The organism is Gracilimonas sediminicola (assembly GCF_024320785.1).
In the GTDB taxonomy this organism is placed as follows: Bacteria; Bacteroidota; Rhodothermia; order Balneolales; family Balneolaceae; genus Gracilimonas; species Gracilimonas sediminicola.
In genome coordinates, this window is sequence record NZ_JANDBC010000003.1 from 289,247 (window position 1) to 311,563 (window position 22,317).

Consider the following 22,317-nt stretch of genomic DNA (forward strand, 5'->3'; position numbering starts at 1 on the left):
AGAGTAATTAGGTATTCCAGCTGGAAGATGCCGGGGTTGAATCATTTTTTTCTTGCTGCTCAATCATATCAACCAAAGACAATCCCGTGTTCCAGTCTTTGTCTCTATCTCTTACGGAGTGAATGTTATTTTCTTCCTGGAAATCCCAGAATGAACCAAACTGGCGGTTCCTATAATTCTTCAGATACTCAAGACGATCGGCTACGTCTTCTTTAGGTACAAGTAAACGCTCTTTATCATAGATGGCATCTTCCCTTGACTCAAATACAATATCGTAATCCTTACTCATCACGATAGCTTCTTCGGGGCAAACTTCTTCACAATATCCGCAATAAATGCATCGCAGCATATTAATTTCGAAAAAGTCAGGATATCTTTCCTTCTCATCTTCGGTCTCTTTGGCTTGCATGCTAATGGCAAGCGGTGGACAAGCCCGGGCGCACAGCCCACAAGCTACACAACGCTCTTTGTTATGGTCTTCAACCAAAACCGGCCGACCCCGGAAAATTGCCGGTGGATCCCATTTCTCTTCCGGATAATTGAGCGTAAATGAGGGCTGAAACATTTGTTTAAAGGAATACCACATTCCCTTCAATATCTCAGGCAGATACAGTTTCTCAAGAAAATTGAGCTTCCGCTCATTCTTATAATTATCGCTTAGTGCGTTTACTGTAGGTTTTTCGAGATTCTTAGCCATTCAATTCGAATCGTTTTCGTGTCTGTATTAGCACTCAAAAATAAACCATTGTTGGGTTAGCATCAAAGTTATTTATGAGCTTTTCTATTTTATTTTTGGCGGAAAACCATGGTAATCGGAACGCCGAGGAACCCAAATCGTTCCCGGATTTTATTTTCAATGTACTTGCGGTAATTCGGGGGCAGTTCGTGTGGACTGTTCATGAAAAACTTAAACACCGGTGGATTGCTTTTAACCTGAGTAGCATAAGTAATTTTTAACTGCTGTCCCCTTTTCATAGGCAGGGGCTTCTCTCCCAGCATTTGCTCCAGGAAGTCGTTGAAGTCTGGTGTGGAAATTTCTTTTCTGCGTTCGGCTATTACTTCATCAGCTACATCCAAAACGCGGTGAATCCGGGTTTTGTTCAACGCGGAAATAGTCACGATTGGAACATAATAAAGCTGAGGAACCGAGGTGTAAATATAATCCTCAAACTCGCGTACGGTATTTGTGTCTTTTTCAGGAACCAAATCCCATTTATTAAGGACGATAACCAGGCCTTTATTAAATTTCTCTGCTTCGCGGATTACCCGTTTATCCTGAGCATCAAAGCCTTGCATCGCATCCACAATAAGAATGGCTATATCACACTCGCGTATGGCCCGATCGGTGCGGATGGTGCTGTAGAACTCAATGTTCTCCTTTACTTTGGTGCGTTTACGCAGTCCGGCTGTATCTACAAGCAGGTATTCTTTGTCGTCATATTCCAGGTTACTGTTGATGGAATCGCGGGTAGTTCCGGCAATGTCGGTAACAATAGCCCTTTCGTCATTGAGTAAAGCATTAAACAAACTGCTTTTTCCTACATTCGGGCGACCGATAAAAGCCAGTTTTGGAATATCATTCTCCTCTTCCGGCTCTTCTTCCTCCGGCAGCAATTCCACAACCCGGTCCAATAAATTACCGGTTCCCGTTCCATTGATAGAGCTCACAGGAAACAGATCTTCAATGCCAAGTTCATAAAACTCGGTGGAGTTCATGCGTCGTTCTTCGTTATCAGCTTTATTACTAACCAACAATACGGGTTTATCCTGCTGGCGCAATAGATTAGCAACGGCTTTATCGAGGGTATTGATGCCATCCTTTACATCCACCACAAATAATATCACATCCGACTCTTCGAGCGCAATGTGTACCTGTTCGCGGATTCCCACAACCATGACATTCATTTCATCAGGCAGATATCCTCCGGTGTCAATTACGGTGAAGTCGCGACCGTTCCAGAACGATTCTCCGTAGTGTCGATCCCGGGTTACACCGTACTCATCGTGAACAATTGCTTTACGGGTTCCTATGAGTCTGTTAAATAATGTGGATTTACCAACGTTGGGGCGTCCTACAATGGAAACTACTGGGAGCATTTTAAGTCTTAGATTCTTAGATTAAACAAGCAATAAAGGTACGCATTATTCAGCACTATATTAACTATGCTTCAAAGCTTTTATGACAATCTCGGCTTCTTCGGCGCGCTCATTACCGCGTTCTCTCTGTTTATCTTTTTCATTTTGTGGATAGCGGGAATCGCAGGCATCTCTCTACCCTATGACGGCGGCCAAAAGAAAGGCAAAGACTGGCAGATTATATTGGCCGTTTTATTCCCACCCTATCCGGTTATATGGTTAATCGTGGACATGTACCTGCAACGAAAATATATGCGTGAAGAGGATAATTAAGCTGAGCTCTGATTAAAAAGGAACCACGGCTTGTACTCTATAGTACATATCCGATTTAGCATCGGTGAATAATTGGTGAGCCGGTTGAGCGACCCCAAAAGCGTGAGAAATGGATAACCCGGCTATGGAAATTTCATTTTTCAGTTCTGCTCCTGCTCCCCATCGTTGAATGGTTCCGGTTTCACCGGATTCTGACCGGGCGTCCCAAACAATCCCGCCGTCTGTGAACAGTGAAATGCTTACTCCTCCCAATCTAACGAATCCCAATATCTGCGTCTGTCACGATGGTATAAATGGGATTCGGTATTCAACACTACCAAAAGCTACCTGCTTGCCGGTTACAAATTTCCGATATCCCCTGATTCGCTCATTATCACCAAAAAACTGAAGTGGAATATCATTAGGCAGACTGATATCAACATTGTCGTACCGGGAAAATCCGATATAATTTTGAGGCAGATTATTGCCCCATTGAGATTGGAATCTTCCTTCCAAAAAAATCCTGTTCAATCCAAGAAAAGGCTGAACGGTATAGCCATGAATATCAGAAGTTAGCGTTCGGGTGTCCGATCCAATAATTTTCTCGGAAGCTTTAACGCTCAATTGAAGTCCGGTTCCATCCAGCGGGTGGTAGCTGTTATTCTTCCAGGGACGCTGTTTCTTGATTTGCCAGCTTAGCTGAAGATCTGTAACCGTTGCATTTTGCGGAGTAGCGAGATTCGGGTTTGATGTGAACCGGTTTTCTCCCATCGGATCAGTTGAATAATGCCGGAACCTGGCCGACCAGCTACTGTTTTGATAGGAAGAAGAAAATACATCCAACGGCCAGTTTATGGCAATATCTGCTCCGATGTACTCCTCAAACAGGAATTCTTCTCCGTAATACTGTCCATTCTCCGGTATTTGATATACCGAAAAGGTCAGTGTTGGGTAAAGCTGGTTATTGATATAGGATAGCGCCCCGTAGGACTTATTCAGTGGATCGGGAATGGAAAGCCACCCTCCTCCTGAAATAGTATGTTTAGCCAGCGGTTCCGTCCAGTTAGAGGTGGCAAATACCCCCCAGTCGTTTGCATCGGAATAATAGGGAAAGCCAAAAGAAGCAATGTGTGTCAGATTCTGAAATGCATTGTAGGAATACCGGTCGGTAATTAATGCAGGATTTGGTTTAATGTTTGATGGAATTTCATTTTCAGGAGACTGATGCCTCCAGCTGGCATAGGTTTCCGGAAGATTCAATTCCGGCTGATAGACTTCCCGTCCGGCAGAAACAAAGTGCAGTTTATCCTGTGTGCGGGTTTCTGAAGCTCCTATAACCAAATGCTCTTCACCGGTTGAGTCAAAATCGGAAACCCATCCAAATACTTCCCCTCCTGTAAACAGATTGGTAAACCGGGATTCTACACCGGATTCGAAATCATAAATAAAAACATTGGGGACTTCATCTCTCAAGGAAATGTAAGCTATTTTGCTGCCGTCCGGACTTAGAATGGCCTTTCTATTATCAACTTGTTCCGGGTCTATGGTTTTCTCCGATCCGGTTTCGGGGTCAATGAGAACCAAATTTCGATCTCCATTTTCAGCAAACCTGTGAAGCAGCCAGACATTTTCACCCTCAACCCAAAGCGGCCACAAGAGCTGAATATCCCCAGAGTAATCAGTCAGCTTTTCCTCTTTTCGAGTTTCCAGGTTCATTACAAACAGGTTTCCGGTCCCTCCCTCATTTACGATATACCCAATTTGATTTTGGGATGAACCTGCAGCCGGGAATTTGGCTTTTCGGTTAACGGTAAGCCGGGTTTCTTTCTCTTTTTCTAAATCATACAAAAATATATCGTTGATCAGTGAAGAATGCTTCCCTCTTACCATTCTTGAATAAAGAAGGTGTTGAGGGTCCAGCCAGTTCAAATCAGAATTAATGGCTCCTTCCCCAATCAGTGTGTTCTGCCTGGATGAATCAGTTGAAGTGACGTACAACCTGCGTACCGGTCGGGACATGGACGTGAGAGACAGAACAGCCAGCAGGCTATCATCGGGGCTTACAGAGGCATCAAAATAAAACTGACCTGGAAAGCTGAATTCATCTGCATGTAGGGAATCGGTACGCTCCATTTGGGATGCCACCGTATTGTAATACACATTTACATGCTTTCGCCATCTGTCATAAAATCCACTATAACCCCCATCTATTGTTTCTTCAAAGGCATTGCCAAAATCATGATACCTGATCAACCCAAACAACTTTTTTCGATGCTGCAACAGGTTTGCAAGAGAAGTATCTCTATATTGCTCAGCAAAGTAACGCAGTTGTGAATTTCCCATAGCATAGAGCAAACGCCCGTCTTCAAGGGACTGCCCGGAGCTGTAGTTCAGGTCGTCATCAAAAATTGCTTTACGCAACCAACGGTCGCCCCGTTGAGAATCCCACTTTTCCGTTTCATATTGAGCCAGGCCTTCAGTCCAAAAACCGGGCAGTGGATTTGCAAAGGTATATTGAAGCAGGCCAAGTGGTGATTTCACCGCCTCAAAATGAAAAATATGAGCCAATTCATGCGCTATTACCTTCCGAAGCCACTTCTCCTGCCCCGTCCAGATTTCGCTGTAATCGTTTAAATTCACCCAAATATTGGTGTACGGCCGGCTGAATGGAACAGCGAAGCCATTATTGACTTCATCTTCGTCTGAAAGATAAATGCGTATTTTTTGATCGAAAGTAACTTCAAGATTTTTGGAAAGAGCTTCATAAGTTTGCTCAGCAATAGCAGCAGCCTCACCCTCAATTCCGGCAATCCTCTCCGGATACATAATGAGGAAATGCTCCGTTTCAGCTACCTGCCAATTCAGTTCGGGGTGATTTCGTCCACTGGTAGAATTAAAGCCCTGTGCAAATAGCAGCTGAACTGAAAATGATAAAGCGATGAATAGTATTGACTTCTTGAACAACGATCAGTGGTTGAGTTCCGGTTCTAATTCAGGATGAAATAATGAAATTAATCCGTCAATTGCTGTTGGTTTCCTTCCTCAATTTGCTGTTGTTGTTCCTCTTCCACGAGCTTCCATTCTTCAACCAAATCGTTGTTCATATCTTTTAGAAAGCGGGATGGTTGCGTGAAATAATCGCCATAGGCTGATTGTGCCAGCACCGGATAACTGAAGTATAGCATGTCTTTGGCGCGGGTTGCGGCTACATATAACAGTCGCAGTTCCTCGTCAAGCTGTTCCTCATCCTCAACTGAATATGCTGAAGGTATAATACCATCCAGGCACTGAATGATGAAAACGTGCTTCCATTCAAGTCCTTTTGCAGAATGAATAGTACTCAGGATCAGTGGGGCTTCCTCCTTGGTTTTCTGCTCGGTATCAACGGCTGTTGCAGTAATGGGATCAAGAGCCAGTTCTTCCAGCATTTTTGGAAGCGATGTAAAGCTTTCCGAAACGTTAACAAAAGCCTCTAAGTCTTTAAGGCGCTTTGGATAGTCGTCGTATCGATCTTTGCAAAAATCACGGTAATAATCCACAACCAACTCAACAACTTTAGCCACCGAATGATCATTTTCTTTCAGAGCAACCAGAAGTTTACTGAGCACTTTAAGCTGATCGATATATGATTGACTTGTGGTGTCAGACAGATCCAGTCGGTACGGGTTTTTGGCAAGGCGAATCCATTCAAATAAATCCTGGGCCGTTTTTGGGCCAATTCCATCCAGTAGCATCAAAACCCGGTTCCAGGCAATGGTATCCATAGGATTGACCAGCACCCGGATATGAGCCAGCACATCTTTAATATGCGCAGCCTCGGTGAATTTTTGACCACCGTATTTCACAAACGGAATATTCTTGCGGTTCAGCTCCACTTCCAGATCAAATGAATCGCGGCCATTACGGAACAACACGGCCATTTCATTCAGCTCCATCTCCTGTTCTCTGAGCTGCAACACCGCCTGGGTTATAAAACGGCTTTGATCGTGCTCGCTGGAAGATTGTACCAATGCAGGCAGCTCACCGTCCTTAATCTCTGAATAAAGCTGTTTATCAAATTTGAAGCTGGCTTGTTTAAGCAGGTTGTTGGCTACATTCAGAATTTGTGGGGTTGAACGGTAATTTTCTTCCAGTTTAATCAGTTTAGTGCCTTCAAATCGCTCAGGGAAATCCATGATGTTTTGGTGATCTGCTCCCCGAAACGAATAAATGCTCTGAGCATCATCCCCAACGGCCATCACGTTGCCATGTACACTGGAAAACAGCTCAGTTAACTCCGCCTGTAGTTTATTGGTATCCTGGAACTCATCCACCATTACAAACTGATTCTGAGAAGCTACTTTAATCCGTATATCTTCATGCTGTGTAAGTAATTGGCGTGTTTTTATAAGAAGATCGTCAAAGTCCATTACATAATTCTTCTCCTTATACTCCTGGTATGCCAACCCCACCTGCTGGATCTTTTCTTCCTGTTCCAAAAACTGAGGATATTGCTCCTGTAAAACGACCCTCAAATCGAGATGCTTATTGATGCAGGTACTGATAATATTCAGCAGCGTATTTTTGTTTGGAAACCTTTTCTTCTTTTTGTTCAGCTTCAACTCGGTCCGTACAAACTGAATGACCTCCAGTGCATCGGCAGTATCTATAATCGTGAAATTGGAAGGATAACCGATGATCTCTGCGTGCCGGTGCAACAGCAGGCTGCAGTAGAAATGAAATGTCCCACCCTGCACCTGCTTGCAACGCTCGTCAAGTATATTGCTTGCCCGGTTCAGCATTTCTTTTGCGGCCCTTCGGGTGAAGGTAAGAAGCAGAATATTGGATGGCTTTACGCCACTTTCCACTAATCGAGCTACCCGGTGGACTAATGTCCGGGTTTTTCCTGTGCCTGCACCCGCTACAACTAAAGCTGGCCCCTTTTCATGGAAAACAGCATCCAGCTGCTGTTTATTCAGTAAATCAGCATACGGAATGGAATAGTCTTCAGGTCGTTTTCGGGGCTCTTCTTTTTTGAGAACGAATTTTTTCATACTTCAAAGATAGCAATCTGAAGGTATATGTAAAAATTATGTATTAACTATTGACTGCTTTCTAAATTATATGTAAATAATATGTGTAATTAATTAACGGAGAGTCATTATGTCAAAATCAATCCAGTTACCCCTCTTTACGGAAGATATTAGAGTTAATGAGTTTCTCATTCTTATCGAGCCCCCTAAAAATGTGACCGATTATGTGTCCATTTTAAAGAAAGAGCTTAAAGAGGAGTTTGGTTCGTTTAAATCCGGAAAGTCGAAAGCACATATCACCGTCAGTAATTTTTTGGTAACTCAAAAACGAATGGATGATGTGCTTGCTAAAGTTCAAAGAAGAGTTTCTCTGTTCTCAACATTTGAGATGAGATTGCAAGACTTTAGAGTTTTTGAGTCCGGGAATACCTTTTATATAGGTGTTCAGCCCTCACATACATTCAATTCCCTGATCAGTGAGTTTAAATCCATAAAGAAAGAAGTGGTTAAAACCACCAAATTTTACAGCAGTGAAACCCCACATCTGACTATCGGTCGTAACTTTAATACCAAGGTGTTCAGACAAATAAAAGACAGATACCTGGAAAAGCCGTTTTTCTATACTTTTGATGTTAGAAAGCTGACGGTACTCACACGAAGCAACTCTAAAGAAAACTATGAGCTCTATTCTCACATAAACCTCCAAAATTAGTTTCTGAAGGGTTTAAAAATGAAATCATTGGCCAAGCCAGGTTATTTCCATCACCCCGTTTCTTTCCTAAAATATATATGCACCCTACAATTGGAAACGGAATGATGGAAGAAACGGCAATCCATCATTTGGCTCAGTTTGAACAAAGCTATACTTATTACCATTGAGAGCCGGGTGATGGATGAACTAATGGCGGATAGATTGATTAAAAAATATTTTTATAAGAATCTTCAGGAATTGTCTTGTAAGATAGCTCGTAAAATCCCTCAACTGTTTTAGGTAATTCCAGCAGTTTAAGTGCAAGATTGATGTTGCATAGATTTCCATTTCTAATCTCACAGTAGTCAGGGAATGAAGAAAATTCCCAATGTTCAATTCTTTCAACTAACCCGGCTTTGTGTGGGTTTTGATGTATATAAAAAAAGCAGTTCGCCAAATAATTATCATGCAAAAATCTTTGTTCGTTTAACGATTTAGCCTTTGTTCTTTTTCTAAATAAAGAGCCTGATCGGCCATATTTTCTGTTTATTGACTGAGTGTAAGAGCTAAGTAGAGAAGCTATCTTTTTGTTTAGTGGGTTTAATTTTTTGGTACGCTCGGTTGTATGATAATCTATATTGTAATCATCATTTATAATTAGAAGCCAGTGGAAATGGTTGGGCATTAAACACCAGGCGAGTAAGGAACAATCAGATCTAAAAGCCTTTCTCATCTTTTTCAAGAACAAGAAATAATCTTCTTTCTCAAAGAATATTCTATCTCTGTTATTTCCTTGATTATAAACGTGATATACGTGCCCCGGAAGAAAATTCATAAACAGAAATAAATTGATGCATATATCAAATGCAATTAATCATCTCATTTCTTATCAGAAACACTAACATTTAATTATCCGAATAAGCTGCAATCTATCTTTTTGCTTGGCACGAATATTGGTAAATATGAGAAATCCGAGAGCATGGTTATGGAATAGATTCCACTTACGGTCTTTTATCTGGCATATCCATCACCCCGTTTCTTTCTTAAACTAAATATGTACCATACAGTGGGAAACGGAATGATGGAATAAACGGCACTCCATCATTCGGGTCAGTTTGAATAAAGCTAAATGCATTATATATATGAGAGCCGGGTGATGGTTGATATAGATTTATATAATTAACAGAATTGATCTCATTTCCACCATTTTAGTCTTTCCTTTTCTGCCTGTCGCCTGATATATTCCGTCCTCAAAATTATAGGGTTCAATTAATAAGTAAAGCATTAGATGATAAACGAACCTTCGTTAGCACCGCGGGAATTTGGATGGATTGAAGTCGTTTGTGGCGGCATGTTTAGCGGAAAAACCGAGGAACTGATTCGCCGGGCAAAACGAGCTCATATTGCAGGACAAAAAGTAGTGGTGGTCAAACCCGCTCTCGACAAACGCTACAGTGAGAACGAGGTAGTATCTCATAATGAAACCGCCCTTCCCAGCATTTTAGTAGATACGGCCGATCAAATTGTACTGCTTACCGGAGATGCACGTGTTGTGTGCATTGATGAAGCCCAGTTTTTTGACGACCGGGTTGTGGATGTGGCAAATACGTTGGCTAACGATGGTAAACGTGTTATAGTAGCCGGGTTGGATATGGATTTCAAAGGGCAGCCATTCGGCCCTATGCCCTATCTGCTGGCTATTGCGGAATATGTTACCAAATTGCATGCTGTATGTGCCGAGAGCGGAACCATGGCCCACTACTCCCAGCGGGTAGTTGAAAAAGAAGGCCAGGTGCTGGTTGGGGAATACGATGCTTATGAACCCCGGGCCCGTCACTGCTTCCGCCCTCCCGTTGATCGGCGCCGTGGCCGACCGATTAAGCCATTTATGAATCCGGCTTTAAAAGAAACTGAAGAAGAACCTACCGACGAAACAGAAGAAATAAACTCAGAGCACACCTAATGGATATTATACGCGGTATCATTGGAATTGTAAGCCTGCTTGGGCTTGCGTTCGTTTTTAGCAACAGTAAAAAAAATATAAACTGGAAACTGGTTGGAATAGGCATCGGAATACAGTTTATCCTTGCCATTTTTATTCTGAAGGCGGATGTATTGGCCGGATTTTGGGCACCTTTAGGATGGCCTATGATTCTGTTTCAAAAGGTAGCCAGTTTTTTTGTGGTCGTCCTTAATTACACCACCGAGGGTGCCTCTTTCATTTTCGGAAGGTTAGGTCATGGCCCTGAACACGAAGACAGCCTGGGTGTGTTTTTCGCCTTCCAGGTACTCCCCACCATTGTCTTTTTTGCCTCATTGACCGCCATCCTCTACCACTACGGGATTTTGCAGTTCATTGTAAGGATGGTGTCTAAGGGGATGCAGAAACTGCTTGGTACTTCCGGAGCGGAGACCTTATCGGTGGTATCCAACATATTTGTGGGGCAAACAGAGGCACCCCTGGTTGTTGAACCTTTCATCAAGAAAATGACCAAGTCTGAGCTCTTCGTGGTGATGACAGGTGGGATGGCTACCATTGCCGGTGGCGTAATGGCCGCTTATGTAGCCATGCTGGGTGCTCCCTTTGCTGAAGCCAATGGTTTAGAAATACAAGTTGCTCAGCAGCTTTTTGCCGAGCGACTTCTGGGGGCAAGTTTAATGGCCGCTCCTGCTGCACTTGTCATTGCTAAGATCCTGTTTCCGGAAGATGGCGAACCCGTTACCAAAGGTGATGTTTCCATGAATGTTGAGAAGACAGATGCCAATGGAATTGATGCTGCAGCATCAGGGGCCGGAACCGGACTTCAGCTTGCATTGAATGTAGGTGCCATGTTATTAGCGTTTATCGCTCTGCTTGCCATGTTCAACGGTATTTTAGGCTGGGGAAGTGATATTACCGGCATTACCGGTTTGCTGGGAGAAAGCCTCACCATCGAAATGATGCTGGGCTGGGTTTTTGCTCCCATTGCCTGGCTGATTGGTGTACCCTGGTCTGATGCCGTGAATATGGGTTCACTGTTGGGTACCAAGATTGTATTGAATGAGTTTGTAGCTTACCTGAAATTAGCTGAAGGCGTAAGTGCCGCACAGTTATCCCCCAAAACAATAGCGATGGCTACTTTCGCGTTGTGTGGTTTTGCCAATTTCTCTTCTATAGCCATACAAATTGGAGGAATTGGAGGTTTAGCCCCCAGTAGAAAATCTGAACTGGCAAAATTTGGAATTAAGGCTGTTTTTGCCGGAACTTTGGCTAACTTAATGACCGCTACATTCGCGGGAATGCTCTTTTAATCAGAACAACTAACCATCAAGAAAACTAAATTACTATTCGCAATGGCGAACCAAACGTATCGATTATTCTTAAGTCTGTTTCTACTATGTGTTGTCCCCTCTTTGATATATGGACAATCAAAAAATGATAAAACCGTCGTTGGAAAAGTCGGTAATCAGGAAGTGACCTATGCTGAACTGAAAAAAAACTACAGCAGTGGTTCATCCGAAGAGCCAACACTGGACGATCTTGAAAGCTTCCTCCCTATCTACCTCGATTATAAAGCCAAATTACTGGCTGCCAAAGATCAGGGATATTTCGAGGATTCAGCTTTGGTAGCTGAGCATGAGTCGTATGTGAAGCAGGCGGCCTATGCTTTCTGGCTGGAAAATGAAATTAAGCCCGCTGCTTTTGATGAGTTCAAAAAACGGGCAGAAATGGAACTCAAAACTTACCACATCCTGGTTGCTGTAGGTCCTGATGCCCCTCAACAGCAAGTTGACGAGGCGTTATCTAAACTGAAACAAGCCCGGCAAGAAATCACAGACGGAGTTCCTCTGGACGAAGTAAACGGAAAATATTCTACCGTTAGAGGCGGCCGCAGCATGGGTGGAGATATTCCCTGGATCTCAGTTGGCCGAACGGTTCAGGAGTTTGAAGATGTGGTCTATGGACTTGAAGTCGGTGAAATATCAGAGCCCTTCAAAACTCAGTTCGGATACCATATTGTATTATTGCAGGATAAAAGAGAACGAACACCGGCCCGACTCGTTAACCATATTTTTGTTCGTGGAACCGGAGACTCAACCGCTTACGATAAGATCCATAACGCATATAATGCTTTGGAAGACGGACAGCCCTGGAACCTGGTGCTTAACCAGTTTACTGAAGACGGTGCCTCCAAAAGAAGCAATGGACGAATCGGTTGGGTGAGTTACCGCCAGAATTTTGCTATGGATTTTGTTGAGGCTGTTGTCAGTCAGGACCCTTCAGAACCTTATTCTGAGCCGGTTAAAACCAACTACGGTTACCATATCTTTAAGATAGATTCAGTTGAAACTTATGCCTCAGAAGAAGAGCGAAACCAAGCTTTGATGGAGCAGCTGGGTGATACCCCCTACTTCGAAGAGAGTAACCAGTTTGTTGTGGAATTTCTCCAGAAGAAATTTGACGATCAAAAGCACTTTGAAGCCGAAGACTTGTACAAAGAATGGATCATGGCTTTTGACAGCTCTGAGATTTCCTCCCTTCCGGAGCAACCTGCAGGTCTCGGAGATGAAACGGTGTACACGTTCAACGGGGAAGATTACTCACTCGATGATTATCATGCATTCATTCAAAATACATATGGCGCCAGAACGGCCAATGCTTACAGAAGCAACCTGCTGAATGAATATACCTTGAAGGTTGTGGACAATAACATCATTGATCTGACTCTTGAAAAATATCCTAAGTTCAGTAAACAGTCGGAAAGCTATCTGAACGGATTGGTGGTTTATAACATCAATGAGGAAAATATATGGAGTCCTGCCACAGTAGATACCTCCCGCCTTCATTCAATCTATGAAGAGAACATTAGTAAATATCAGTACCCGGAGCGGCCCTTCTACTATTTGATGACGGCCCGCCACGATTCAACCCTGATGAAAGCCAAAGACTTTGTCAATAATGGCGGTTCTCCCGACAGTGTGAAGGTTAGAATTGACAGAATCGGAGTTTCAGCAGATTCTACCACTAACTTCACACAGGAGCCTTTTGACCGGCTCAGTGAAATGGAGATCGACAGCTTTTCCGAAACCTTTGAGTACAACAAAATACGCGGGATATTTTGGCTCGAAGATCGCCTGCAGGCCCGGAACATGACTTTTGATGAAGCCTTCAATCGTATTCTGGCGGAATTCCAACCGCAGCGTGAAAAGGAATGGCTGCAACAACTGCGTGACAAATATAATGTGAAGGTTCACGTTAAAAAGCTTCGCAAAGCTTTCGATAAAGACGCATAACACATGGTAAACATCCGCTCTATTTTTCTTTTTACTTCCCTTCTGCTGTTGGTATCGGCATGTAAGCAAGATACCGGCTCAGAGCCGGTTGTACTTGCAGAAGTTGGAACTCAGCAGCTTACCAAAGAAGCGGCAAAAGCGGAGATCCCTTCTCACATTTTTGAGTCGGATAGTATTTCGGCTTATCTGAATTACAGGGATGAGTGGGTCCGCCGACAGGTTATTTTACAAGAAGCTGAACGCCTGAATTTCACCCAGCGAAAGGGTGTGCAGGAGAAGTTGCAGCGTATTCGGGAAGAGTACATTCTCCAGGCTGTTCAGGATTACATCATTACCGAGTTTGAAGGTGATACAGATGTAAGCGAACAGGAAGCTCGAAACTACTATCAGCAGAACAAAGATAAGTTCACCCTTGATGAACGTTATGTGCGTTACCGGCACCTTATAGCCCGCAGTAATTCGGATGCCGAACGGGCCAAGCGAGATCTTATGCGAGGTATTGAGTGGGAAACAGTGGCCCAGGAATATTCAAAATATCCCGATCTTAAAATAAGGGAATCGGAACGCTTCTGGCCTATTTCCATTGCCGGCGGCGATATCTCTATGCTGAACCGGTATTTGAATATCATCGGCCCTTCTGAAATCTCTCCCACGTACCGTTCGGGCAATGAATATCACTTTGTTCAGTTATTGGATGAGCGGCCGCAAGGAGATCACCCGGACTTGGACTGGCTGATCGGCCAAATTGAAGAATGGCTGACCCTGGAAAAGCGTAAAAGAGCATTCAACACATACGTAAAGAATCTTTATCTTCAGGGGCAGGCTAATAATGAAATTAAAATTCACAACGTTATAAACGAAACGAATACAGCAGTGGACGACTCTACTGTTTCACTGAACCAAATTAATCAATGAAGAATAAATACGTTTTTTTACCCCTCCTTTTTCTATCTCAAATTCTCACACTTAATACTCAGGCTCAACAGCAACAATTAGCTGACCAGATTGTAGCTCACGTTAACGACAATATCATTTTAAAATCTGAAATTGACCAAAGCGTAGCTGATTATATGCGTCAGGCACAGGTTCAAGGCCAGCAGGTTCAGTTCAGTGAAGGACTTTGGTTCGACTTTCTTGAATCTGCCATAGATAATTACCTGCTGCTGGAAAAAGCCCAGATTGACTCCATTACTGTTTCTGATGAGGAAGTTGAACTAAGAATGGACCAGCGTATTCAGCAGTTGATCCGGCAGGCCGGTAGTGAGCAAGCACTTGAACAGGCTTTTGGGAAATCTTTGCTACAACTCCGGGCCGATTTCCGCTCAGATTTCCGCGAGCAGATGATTGCCAGCAAAGTTCAACAACAGAAAATGCAGTCCATTACGATCACCCGGCCTGAGGTGAATGAGTTTTTTGAAAGCATACCTACGGATTCCCTTCCTACCATTCCCGAACAAGTTGCATTATCACAGATCGTGATCATCCCACCTGCCAGAGGTGATGCCGAACAACGGGCCTTTGAATTTGCCCAGCAGCTTCGTGACTCTATTGTAACGCATGGGAAATCGATTGAGGAATTAGCCCGCCGGCACAGCGATGATCAGGGTTCAGGCAGCAGAGGTGGTTTGCTACCTTTAATGGGACTTGATGAATTGGTTTCGGAATACTCGGCTGCGGCCTCTGCTCTTAAACCGGGCGGAATCTCCAAAGTGGTGGAAACTCAATTTGGTTATCACGTGATCCGGCTAAACCGCAGGGTTGGCGACCAGATTGAAACCAATCACATTCTAATTTCAGTCGATTCTGAAGAACTGGATGAAGACTATGCGATTGAGCGACTGAATGCTATCCGCGACAGTATCATGTCTAATCCTGATGTGAAATTCGCAGATGTGGCTCGCAAGCTGAGTGAAGATCCATCAACTTCGAATCTTGGTGGTAAAATATTTGATCCACAAAGCGGTGAACGGCTTATCCCCCTCAACCGTTTGGATCCTGCAATGTACAGAGTTGTATTGCTGATGGACGAAGAAGGATATATCTCTGAGCCAAAGTCTTTTAATCTGCAAAGTCAGAATAAAAAGGCTTATCGAATTGTGCGATTAGACCGCCAGATTCCCGAGCATATTGCGAATCTGAAGCAAGATTATGAGCGCATTAAAAGTATCGCCTTACAGCAGAAACAGTATCGCATCATGCAAAAATGGATGCAGGAATTACGGGATGATATTTACGTAGAGTATAAAATCGACGTACCGGAAATGGAGAATAGTTTATGAGCACCGATGTAAAAGATCCGGTTAAGTTAGCGGATGAATTCCATGCGGTTTTTCATCAGATAAAGAAGGAAATACACAAGGCTGTTATTGGTCAGGAAGATATTATTGATCTTCTTTTAATCAGCCTTTTTTCAAGAGGTCATTGTGTACTTATTGGTGTTCCGGGATTGGCTAAAACATTGCTTATCAGGACTTTAGCAGAATCACTAAATCTTTCCTTCAACCGAATTCAGTTTACCCCGGATCTTATGCCCGGTGATATAACCGGTACCGAAGTAATCGAGGAGAATAAGGACTCAGGCCGTAAGGAGTTTACCTTCATTAAAGGACCTGTGTTTGCCAATATTGTACTGGCTGACGAGATCAACCGGACCCCTCCTAAAACCCAAGCTGCCTTACTTGAGGGGATGCAGGAATACCACGTTACCACCGGTGGTAAAACCTATGATTTGGATACGCCTTTCTTCGTATTGGCCACCCAAAACCCGATTGAGCAGGAAGGAACCTACCCTCTTCCCGAAGCACAGCTCGACCGTTTTATGTTCAATATCTGGGTTGATTATCCTTCTCTCGAAGAGGAAAAAGAAATTGTAAGCAAAACGACGGCATACCAGGATATCAACATAGAAGCGCTGGTTACCAAAGAGAAGATCAAGGAACTTCAGGCGTTGGTGCGTGAAGTTCCTGTACCGGACAACGTGCTTGATTATGCGGTGGAATTGGTATCTAAAACCCGCCCCGGTACCGATATGGCGCCTGATTTTGTAAATAAGTACATGAGCTGGGGTGCCGGTCCGCGAGCCTCTCAGTTCCTGATTTTAGGCGGCAAAGCAAGAGCGCTGTCACAAGGCCGCTATCATGTTACCGAAGATGATATCAAGACGCTGGCCATTCCCGTTTTACGACATCGCATAGTAAATAATTATGCTGCTGAAGCCGAAGGTTACACGACCGTTAAGCTGATTGAAATGCTTAAAGAGGAATCCTGAACATCATAATGAGGGATTAATGTGGACTTTCAGGGTTTCCAACATATACTTCCACCGGCTGTAATTATACTTCTTTCCATTGCCTTGGTGGTTCTTGCATGGGCTTCTTACCGAAAGTTCAGTAGTATTCCTTCCATCGGGCGTTGGGCGCTCATCTGCCTGAGAGGTTCTGCCCTGCTTATTGTTCTGTTGCTGTTGCTTAACCCCTATTTCTACTCTTCCCGGCAGGTTGATGTAAAACCATCCATTGCTGTATTTTTGGATAATTCGGAAAGCATAGGGATTACCAAAGGGGAATACGAAGGGCTCAGTTCCTATGATCAGCTCCTGAATACTCTTAATTTTGACGCCATTCCTGATGTAGAGTTTAGATTCTTTGCGATCGGAGATCAGGTTTCTGAATTTGATCCCGATTCGCTGAACGCTTCCAAAACCCAAACCAATCTTGCTGAGCCCATAAAGTCTATCCTCGAAATGGAAGAGCAGGTTCAGGCCGCACTTATTATTTCTGATGGGATTATTACTTTTGGCCGGAATCCGTCCATAAATGCAGCCAATTCCTCTATCCCCCTCTACACTATTGCGGTTGGTGATACTTCGAGCGTTCGGGATGTCTCGATTTCCAATGTCCTTACCAATACCACCGGATATACGAACACCAATCATATCATTGAAGCAGAAATCTCACAGTCCGGTTTTGCTAATAACACGCTTATTGTTTCCCTCTTGTCGGGTGATGAAGTGCTGAATGAGCAGCAGGTTAGCTTTGATACCGACAATCAGGTAAAACAGGTTCAGTTTGAGCTGGAACTCACCGAAGAAGGTCTTAAGCAGTATGAAATCAGCGCCACCCCTTTGCCTGATGAATGGACGGAATCAAATAACTCCCGTTTGTTCACTATCGATGTTTTGGACAGCAAAGTGAAGATTTTGCATGCTGCTTTTCAAATCCATCCCGATGTAAAAGCCATTCGGTCTGTCATCAACGAAGATGAAAACAATGATTTATTAACTCTTACCTGGCTTGGTGGCAATCGATACGTAGAGGATATGCCTGAAGAGGATGAGTTTAACCTGATCATCGTGCATGGAACCCCTCCTTCAGGACTTAATCTTTCTTTTCTGAATACGATTACTGATACTCCGACCATTTTCTTTGAACTGAACAGCCGGTCAGATCTCGGATACGAGGACATTGAAACTCTCAGGCTTTTAGATCCTCAAAATAACCGGGTTGCCCAGGTTCGGTTAAATCAGATATTAGATCAGGATGAACAACCTATTTTAGAACTGCCGGAGATCAATTTAAACGATACCCCTTCTCTTTATTCTGTTTTAAGAAGTGAAACTTCTGACCTGCAAAGCACGGCATTATATTCTATCAATTTTGATGGTATTAACACAGAGTCACCTGCTATTGCAGTTTTAGAACAAGGTAATATCCGTCGGTCTCACGTACTTCCGTGGGGATGGTATAAATGGATTCAAAGTACCAATTCAATGGAGCGGGAATATGCATCTACACTTATTGCGAACCTGGTATCATGGACATCCAGTGATCCCGATAACAGAAAGCTTCGCATAGCTCCCGCCAAAAAGACCTTCAGTACGGCTGAAGCTCCTGTAATTAACGCAAGCCTCAGAAATGAAAGAGGTGACCCCGAAGCGGAAGGTATTATCGAAGTCCAGTTGAATTCAGAAGCCGGAACCGCCCGATCTTTTAATATGGAAAGCCTTGGAAATGGAAATTACAGCCTTACCCTGCCCCGGCTTTCAGAAGGATTATACAGTTATCAGGCAACGGCCCGAAAAGGTGAGCGGGAAATTGAGTCTCAATCCGGTGAGTTCCTTGTTTCAAATTCGAGCTCAGAGCTTACCAATACCCTTCGTGATGATGCATTATTGAAAACCATTGCAGCCAATTCAGGCGGTCGCTTTTTCACATATAAGGAAGCTTCAGCGGTGTGGGACAGCCTTCGTGCGGCTAATGTTCTGCAAACCCGAACACAAACGGTTGAAAATTATACCTTCCCCGTGCGTTCCTTTTACTGGTTTGCCATTGTTTTACTGCTGTTAGGTAGCGAGTGGCTGCTTAGAAAGTACTATTCGCTTCCTTAGTAGGATATTCTCTCTACAACGGGGTCTTCCCCATCCGCAATAGTTACGATAAAAATATCTCCGTAGGCTTTTTCATCAAGCTGCTCGAACCGTTGTTCGCCTATCGATAAGTTTACTAATAAAGGCGTAGTGTTCGAATGGCCTACAATCAAAGCAGTACTCCCTTTGTAAGTGTCGATGATTGACTGAACAAGTGCCTTTGGATCATCTAAACCATATTCCTGAATATCCAGGCCCAAACTGTCTGCGATGGGAGAAGCCGTCTCTTTGGTTCTATAGTACGGAGTACTGTAAACGGCTGAGACATTATGTTCTTTAAGTAAGATGTCTGCAAGTCGCACCGCTCTTGCTTTTCCCTCTTCACTTAAATGGGGATTACGTGTTCCATCGTCCATTTTCTCTGCATGGCGGACGAAAATAAGGGTGGTTTCTGTGGCCAGGTTCTCTCCAGATTGAGCAAAAACGTTTAATGTAATCAGTAAAATGCCGGCTATAAGGAGGAGCTTTTTCATCAGGTCAGTTAGGTTAAAAGTTGAGTTAACCTACGGAAGTCTTTTTAATTATGTTTCTACAGAACATAAAAAAGGCCGACCTCCCGGCCGACCTTTTTTGACAGTTAGTAATATTTGGGGTATTACTTTCTTGCTAATACAATGATAAGACCTACGATGGTTAACAGGCTCAATCCAAATAAAATTGGAATGAGAAACGACTTGGGCTTGGCTTCATCTCTCCAGGTCATAATTTCCGTATCAATGGTTGAAATCTGATTCATGGTGAGTACTTCACCTTCCTGAACAAATTTGCCCCAGTCTTTTTTGATTTTACCATTCCAGAAGTCATAAAAAGCCTGGAAGTCAGCGTAGTTTTCATCTGTAATTACTTTCTCGCGACTGGCATCGGTGGCCTTGCTTACGAATTGCTCAATAGACTTATAGAAGCTCTCATTGCTATCAAAAGCACCGAGGTCTACATTATTCTTCTCCAGATAGCTATCCATGGAAGCCCACATGTTTTTAGATGCACTTGCTTTCCAATCGCCCAGCTTATCCTCTATGTTGTTTTCCCATTGGCTGGCTTTGTTACCGGCATAAATGCGGGTCAGGTCATCACCTATTTGGTTCCATACCTCTGAAAAGCGATTCTGAACCACGTACATTCTCAGATAGTCTTCGGTTTGCAGGGCGCCGTTATCAGCTTTCAGAATCTGAATATTTTCTTCTATTACAGATTCGATAACATGTAGTGGATTATCTTCTTCCTGTAAAGCTCTCGGACCATTTTCTTCGGTGAATTCAGCCAGTGCTTTACCCTGCATGTCTTTGTATGTAATGAACAGAGAATCGATCATATTGAGTACGAATTCATCCCGCTCCTCCATACTTTTGCGATAACGCTCAACAAGTTGGGAAAGATCACTTTCACTCTCTTCAGAAGCCAGGATTGCGTTTCTGAGGGAATCGGTCCGCTCATTTAAATTGGCAATCTCTGATTTGTAGGTAGATAACTCATTGGAAAGCTGCGTAAGCTTCTCGTTTTGATTTTCAATAATCAAAAGCTTGTGTTCTGCTGCACGGGCTCTTTGCTTAAGCTCTTCAATCGTGCTTTCATACGTTTCCGGGTAAAGAGCGTTATCTAACAGTTGCTCGTGGTCTTCGTTGTAGTAAGCGAAGTCTTTAATCTCGCTGCGTAAACTGTCAATCTCCTTCACTGTCATTGCTTCCGTTATGGAAGACTTCAGTTCAGCATATCTTTCTTCAAAGTTGTTTTTAACCTGGTAGTCTGATGTCTGTGCTGATATGGAAACACTTCCTACAGCAAGCGCAATCAATACTAAAGTAGCTGTATAAAACCGTCTCATGATTGTTCCTCCTCTTTATCGTTCTTTTTAATGCCATTCTCATTTAAGCTTACAATCTCATTGGTTTCAATTTTTACCAACTGAACAACGCCATCTCTCATATTGAAAGCCGGTTCAGAGATTCTTTCTTCTGAAACCTTAATTTTTTTCTTCAGCTTTAGCGATCCGTTCCCGGGTTCCATCACATATACATTCTTAAACTGATTAGCGGTGATGAAGTAAAAGCCTTCCGCATTTCTGATCAGGCGGACTTCCTTTATTTGATGGGTACTGTCATTCTCTCCAAACTCTTTTTTATGGAATGGAGCCACATTAAAGGTAATGCCATGACGGACGTCAGTTACCGTTCCATCTTCATCCGGGGTCAGTACGGATTCGATTTGGTGGGCATAGTTCACATTTTCGACCACAAACGTCTTGCAGGCTGTGCCTAACATCACGATTGAAGCCAACAAAATAATCGGAATAAGTTTTTGGGGTCTCATTTTCGTGTCCTCAATTACTATTAGTTGTTCAAGCAATTGTAGTCACGAAATCGAATATTGTTCCGGCTACTCGATAAGAATACTTTCTACCGGTACATTTTGGGTGAGTTGATCCCGTCCGTTCAGAAATGAAAGCTCGATTATAAAGGAATAGCCTACTATTACACCGCCAAGCCGTTCAATCAATTTAGAAGCCGCCGAGGCCGTCCCTCCTGTAGCAATCAGATCATCATGAATGATCACTTTGGCTCCTTCAAAAATGGCATCCTCATGAATTTCGACCTGATCTTCACCGTATTCCAGGGCGTAGGTTTCCGAAAGAGTTTTGGCCGGAAGCTTTCCGGGTTTGCGAACGGGCACAAAACCGGCGTTCAAATCCTGGGCAAGATTGGTTCCGAACAAAAAACCTCGGGATTCCAGCCCCACCACATAATCCACCGATTTATGGCGAAATGGCTGAGCAAGCATATAGGAAGTAAGTTCAAGCGCCCGTTTGTCCTGCAATAGCGTGGTGATATCCTTAAACTGAATTCCTTCTTTGGGAAAATCCGGGATGGTTCGGATGGTTTCGGATATAAAATCTTTTATGCTTTGCTCTACTTTTTTCATTCAAATAGGATTAAGTTCGCGCCAAGGTAGTTAATTCGAAGGATAGCAATCAAGTTTTATGAGTGAAATTGAAGGACAAGTTTGGCAGAAACATCATCGATTTATGGCACGAGCTTTTATGCTGGCCGAACAGGCTTTTGATGAAGGCGAAGTACCCGTTGGAGCTATCGTTGTTCGGAATGAGCAAATCATTGGGAAAGGCTATAATCAGGTTCAGCGATTAAACGATCCGACAGCACATGCTGAAATGATTGCGATCTCAGCCGCCTGCGAAACCATGGATGAGAAATACCTCAGCGAATGCACTTTGTACGTGACCCTTGAGCCCTGCCCTATGTGTGCCGGAGCGGCGGTATGGAGTAAGCTTGGTGGAATTGTATTTGGCGCAACAGATGCCAAAGCCGGAGGCTGCGGCAGTGTTTTCAATATCTCATCGAATAAAAAACTCAATCACCAGGCAGAAGTGATACAAGGCGTGATGGAAGCTGAATGCGAGCATCTGATGAAGGCTTTTTTTAAGGACCGGCGTGACTAATAAAATTCCTGTTTTTAACTAAAAATTAGTACTATCCGCTGACTAATCAATATCAGGAGAGCCACTTTAACCTAAT

Annotated in this window: 20 protein-coding genes; 10 read left to right on the forward strand and 10 right to left on the reverse strand. The window is 43.4% G+C overall.

Going from position 1 to position 22,317, the window contains the following annotated elements; genetic code table 11:
* Positions 1-7 precede the first annotated feature (7 nt).
* Both NM125_RS14275 and der read right to left on the reverse strand, forming a co-directional pair.
* Positions 8-697: a NuoI/complex I 23 kDa subunit family protein gene (locus NM125_RS14275; RefSeq protein WP_255135646.1), complete on the reverse strand. Its 690-nt coding sequence runs from the start codon at positions 695-697 to the stop codon at positions 8-10.
* A gap of 89 nt (positions 698-786) precedes the next feature.
* Complete coding sequence (gene der, locus NM125_RS14280) at positions 787-2,097, reverse strand: ribosome biogenesis GTPase Der (protein ID WP_255135647.1); 1,311 nt, start codon at positions 2,095-2,097, stop codon at positions 787-789.
* A gap of 66 nt (positions 2,098-2,163) precedes the next feature.
* On the opposite strand from der, the gene NM125_RS14285 reads away from it, so the two are divergent.
* Positions 2,164-2,409, forward strand: coding sequence for a hypothetical protein (locus NM125_RS14285; protein WP_255135648.1), 246 nt, complete (start codon positions 2,164-2,166; stop codon positions 2,407-2,409).
* A gap of 12 nt (positions 2,410-2,421) precedes the next feature.
* Here the strand turns inward: NM125_RS14285 and NM125_RS14290 are convergent, their stop codons facing one another.
* Genes NM125_RS14290 through NM125_RS14300 form a run of 3 tightly spaced genes read right to left on the reverse strand, consistent with a single transcriptional unit; the run spans position 2,422 to position 7,421 of the window.
* Entirely contained in the window at positions 2,422-2,676 is a 255-nt protein-coding gene (locus NM125_RS14290; protein WP_255135649.1) for a BamA/TamA family outer membrane protein, read from the reverse strand.
* A gap of 12 nt (positions 2,677-2,688) precedes the next feature.
* A complete protein-coding gene (locus NM125_RS14295) occupies positions 2,689-5,352 on the reverse strand; it encodes a TolB family protein (RefSeq protein WP_255135650.1) in 2,664 nt (887 codons plus the stop codon).
* 47 nt (positions 5,353-5,399) lie between these two features.
* Positions 5,400-7,421 (reverse strand): ATP-dependent helicase, encoded by a 2,022-nt coding sequence (locus tag NM125_RS14300; RefSeq protein WP_255135651.1) that lies wholly within the window; start codon positions 7,419-7,421, stop codon positions 5,400-5,402.
* 109 nt (positions 7,422-7,530) lie between these two features.
* On the opposite strand from NM125_RS14300, the gene NM125_RS14305 reads away from it, so the two are divergent.
* A complete protein-coding gene (locus NM125_RS14305; RefSeq protein ID WP_255135652.1) occupies positions 7,531-8,112 on the forward strand; it encodes a 2'-5' RNA ligase family protein in 582 nt (193 codons plus the stop codon).
* 205 nt (positions 8,113-8,317) lie between these two features.
* Here the strand turns inward: NM125_RS14305 and NM125_RS14310 are convergent, their stop codons facing one another.
* A complete protein-coding gene (locus NM125_RS14310) occupies positions 8,318-8,926 on the reverse strand; it encodes a transposase (protein ID WP_255135653.1) in 609 nt (202 codons plus the stop codon).
* Between the two features lie 453 nt (positions 8,927-9,379).
* On the opposite strand from NM125_RS14310, the gene NM125_RS14315 reads away from it, so the two are divergent.
* Genes NM125_RS14315 through NM125_RS14345 form a run of 7 tightly spaced genes read left to right on the forward strand, consistent with a single transcriptional unit; the run spans position 9,380 to position 18,751 of the window.
* A complete protein-coding gene (locus NM125_RS14315) occupies positions 9,380-10,054 on the forward strand; it encodes a thymidine kinase (RefSeq protein ID WP_255135654.1) in 675 nt (224 codons plus the stop codon).
* The gene (locus tag NM125_RS14320; RefSeq protein ID WP_255135655.1) at positions 10,054-11,382 is read left to right on the forward strand and encodes a NupC/NupG family nucleoside CNT transporter; all 1,329 of its coding nucleotides are present in this window, start codon (positions 10,054-10,056) and stop codon (positions 11,380-11,382) included. Before NM125_RS14315 ends, NM125_RS14320 begins: the two co-directional genes overlap by 1 nt.
* Positions 11,383-11,424: 42 nt before the next feature.
* Positions 11,425-13,365: a peptidylprolyl isomerase gene (locus NM125_RS14325; protein ID WP_255135656.1), complete on the forward strand. Its 1,941-nt coding sequence runs from the start codon at positions 11,425-11,427 to the stop codon at positions 13,363-13,365.
* Between the two features lie 3 nt (positions 13,366-13,368).
* The gene (locus NM125_RS14330; RefSeq protein ID WP_255135657.1) at positions 13,369-14,280 is read left to right on the forward strand and encodes a peptidyl-prolyl cis-trans isomerase; all 912 of its coding nucleotides are present in this window, start codon (positions 13,369-13,371) and stop codon (positions 14,278-14,280) included.
* Entirely contained in the window at positions 14,277-15,644 is a 1,368-nt protein-coding gene (locus tag NM125_RS14335) for a peptidylprolyl isomerase (RefSeq protein WP_255135658.1), read from the forward strand. Before NM125_RS14330 ends, NM125_RS14335 begins: the two co-directional genes overlap by 4 nt.
* Entirely contained in the window at positions 15,641-16,633 is a 993-nt protein-coding gene (locus NM125_RS14340) for an AAA family ATPase (protein ID WP_255135659.1), read from the forward strand. Before NM125_RS14335 ends, NM125_RS14340 begins: the two co-directional genes overlap by 4 nt.
* A 21-nt stretch (positions 16,634-16,654) precedes the next feature.
* Positions 16,655-18,751 carry a hypothetical protein gene (locus tag NM125_RS14345; RefSeq protein WP_255135660.1) on the forward strand — a complete coding sequence of 699 codons (2,097 nt, stop codon included), beginning with the start codon at positions 16,655-16,657 and terminating at the stop codon, positions 18,749-18,751.
* Here the strand turns inward: NM125_RS14345 and NM125_RS14350 are convergent.
* The 4 genes from NM125_RS14350 to NM125_RS14365 all read right to left on the reverse strand — a co-directional run bounded on the left by NM125_RS14350 (position 18,748) and on the right by NM125_RS14365 (position 21,706).
* Positions 18,748-19,263 (reverse strand): SixA phosphatase family protein, encoded by a 516-nt coding sequence (locus NM125_RS14350; protein ID WP_255135661.1) that lies wholly within the window; start codon positions 19,261-19,263, stop codon positions 18,748-18,750. The two genes, NM125_RS14345 and NM125_RS14350, sit on opposite strands and share 4 nt — an antisense overlap.
* A 122-nt stretch (positions 19,264-19,385) precedes the next feature.
* Positions 19,386-20,612, reverse strand: coding sequence for a hypothetical protein (locus NM125_RS14355; protein ID WP_255135663.1), 1,227 nt, complete (start codon positions 20,610-20,612; stop codon positions 19,386-19,388).
* A complete protein-coding gene (locus tag NM125_RS14360; protein ID WP_255135664.1) occupies positions 20,609-21,097 on the reverse strand; it encodes a hypothetical protein in 489 nt (162 codons plus the stop codon). Before NM125_RS14360 ends, NM125_RS14355 begins: the two co-directional genes overlap by 4 nt.
* 66 nt (positions 21,098-21,163) lie before the next feature.
* A complete protein-coding gene (locus NM125_RS14365) occupies positions 21,164-21,706 on the reverse strand; it encodes an adenine phosphoribosyltransferase (protein ID WP_255135665.1) in 543 nt (180 codons plus the stop codon).
* Between the two features lie 58 nt (positions 21,707-21,764).
* On the opposite strand from NM125_RS14365, the gene tadA reads away from it, so the two are divergent.
* Positions 21,765-22,241 carry a tRNA adenosine(34) deaminase TadA gene (gene tadA / locus NM125_RS14370; protein WP_255135666.1) on the forward strand — a complete coding sequence of 159 codons (477 nt, stop codon included), beginning with the start codon at positions 21,765-21,767 and terminating at the stop codon, positions 22,239-22,241.
* The last annotated feature ends 76 nt before the right edge of the window (positions 22,242-22,317 follow it).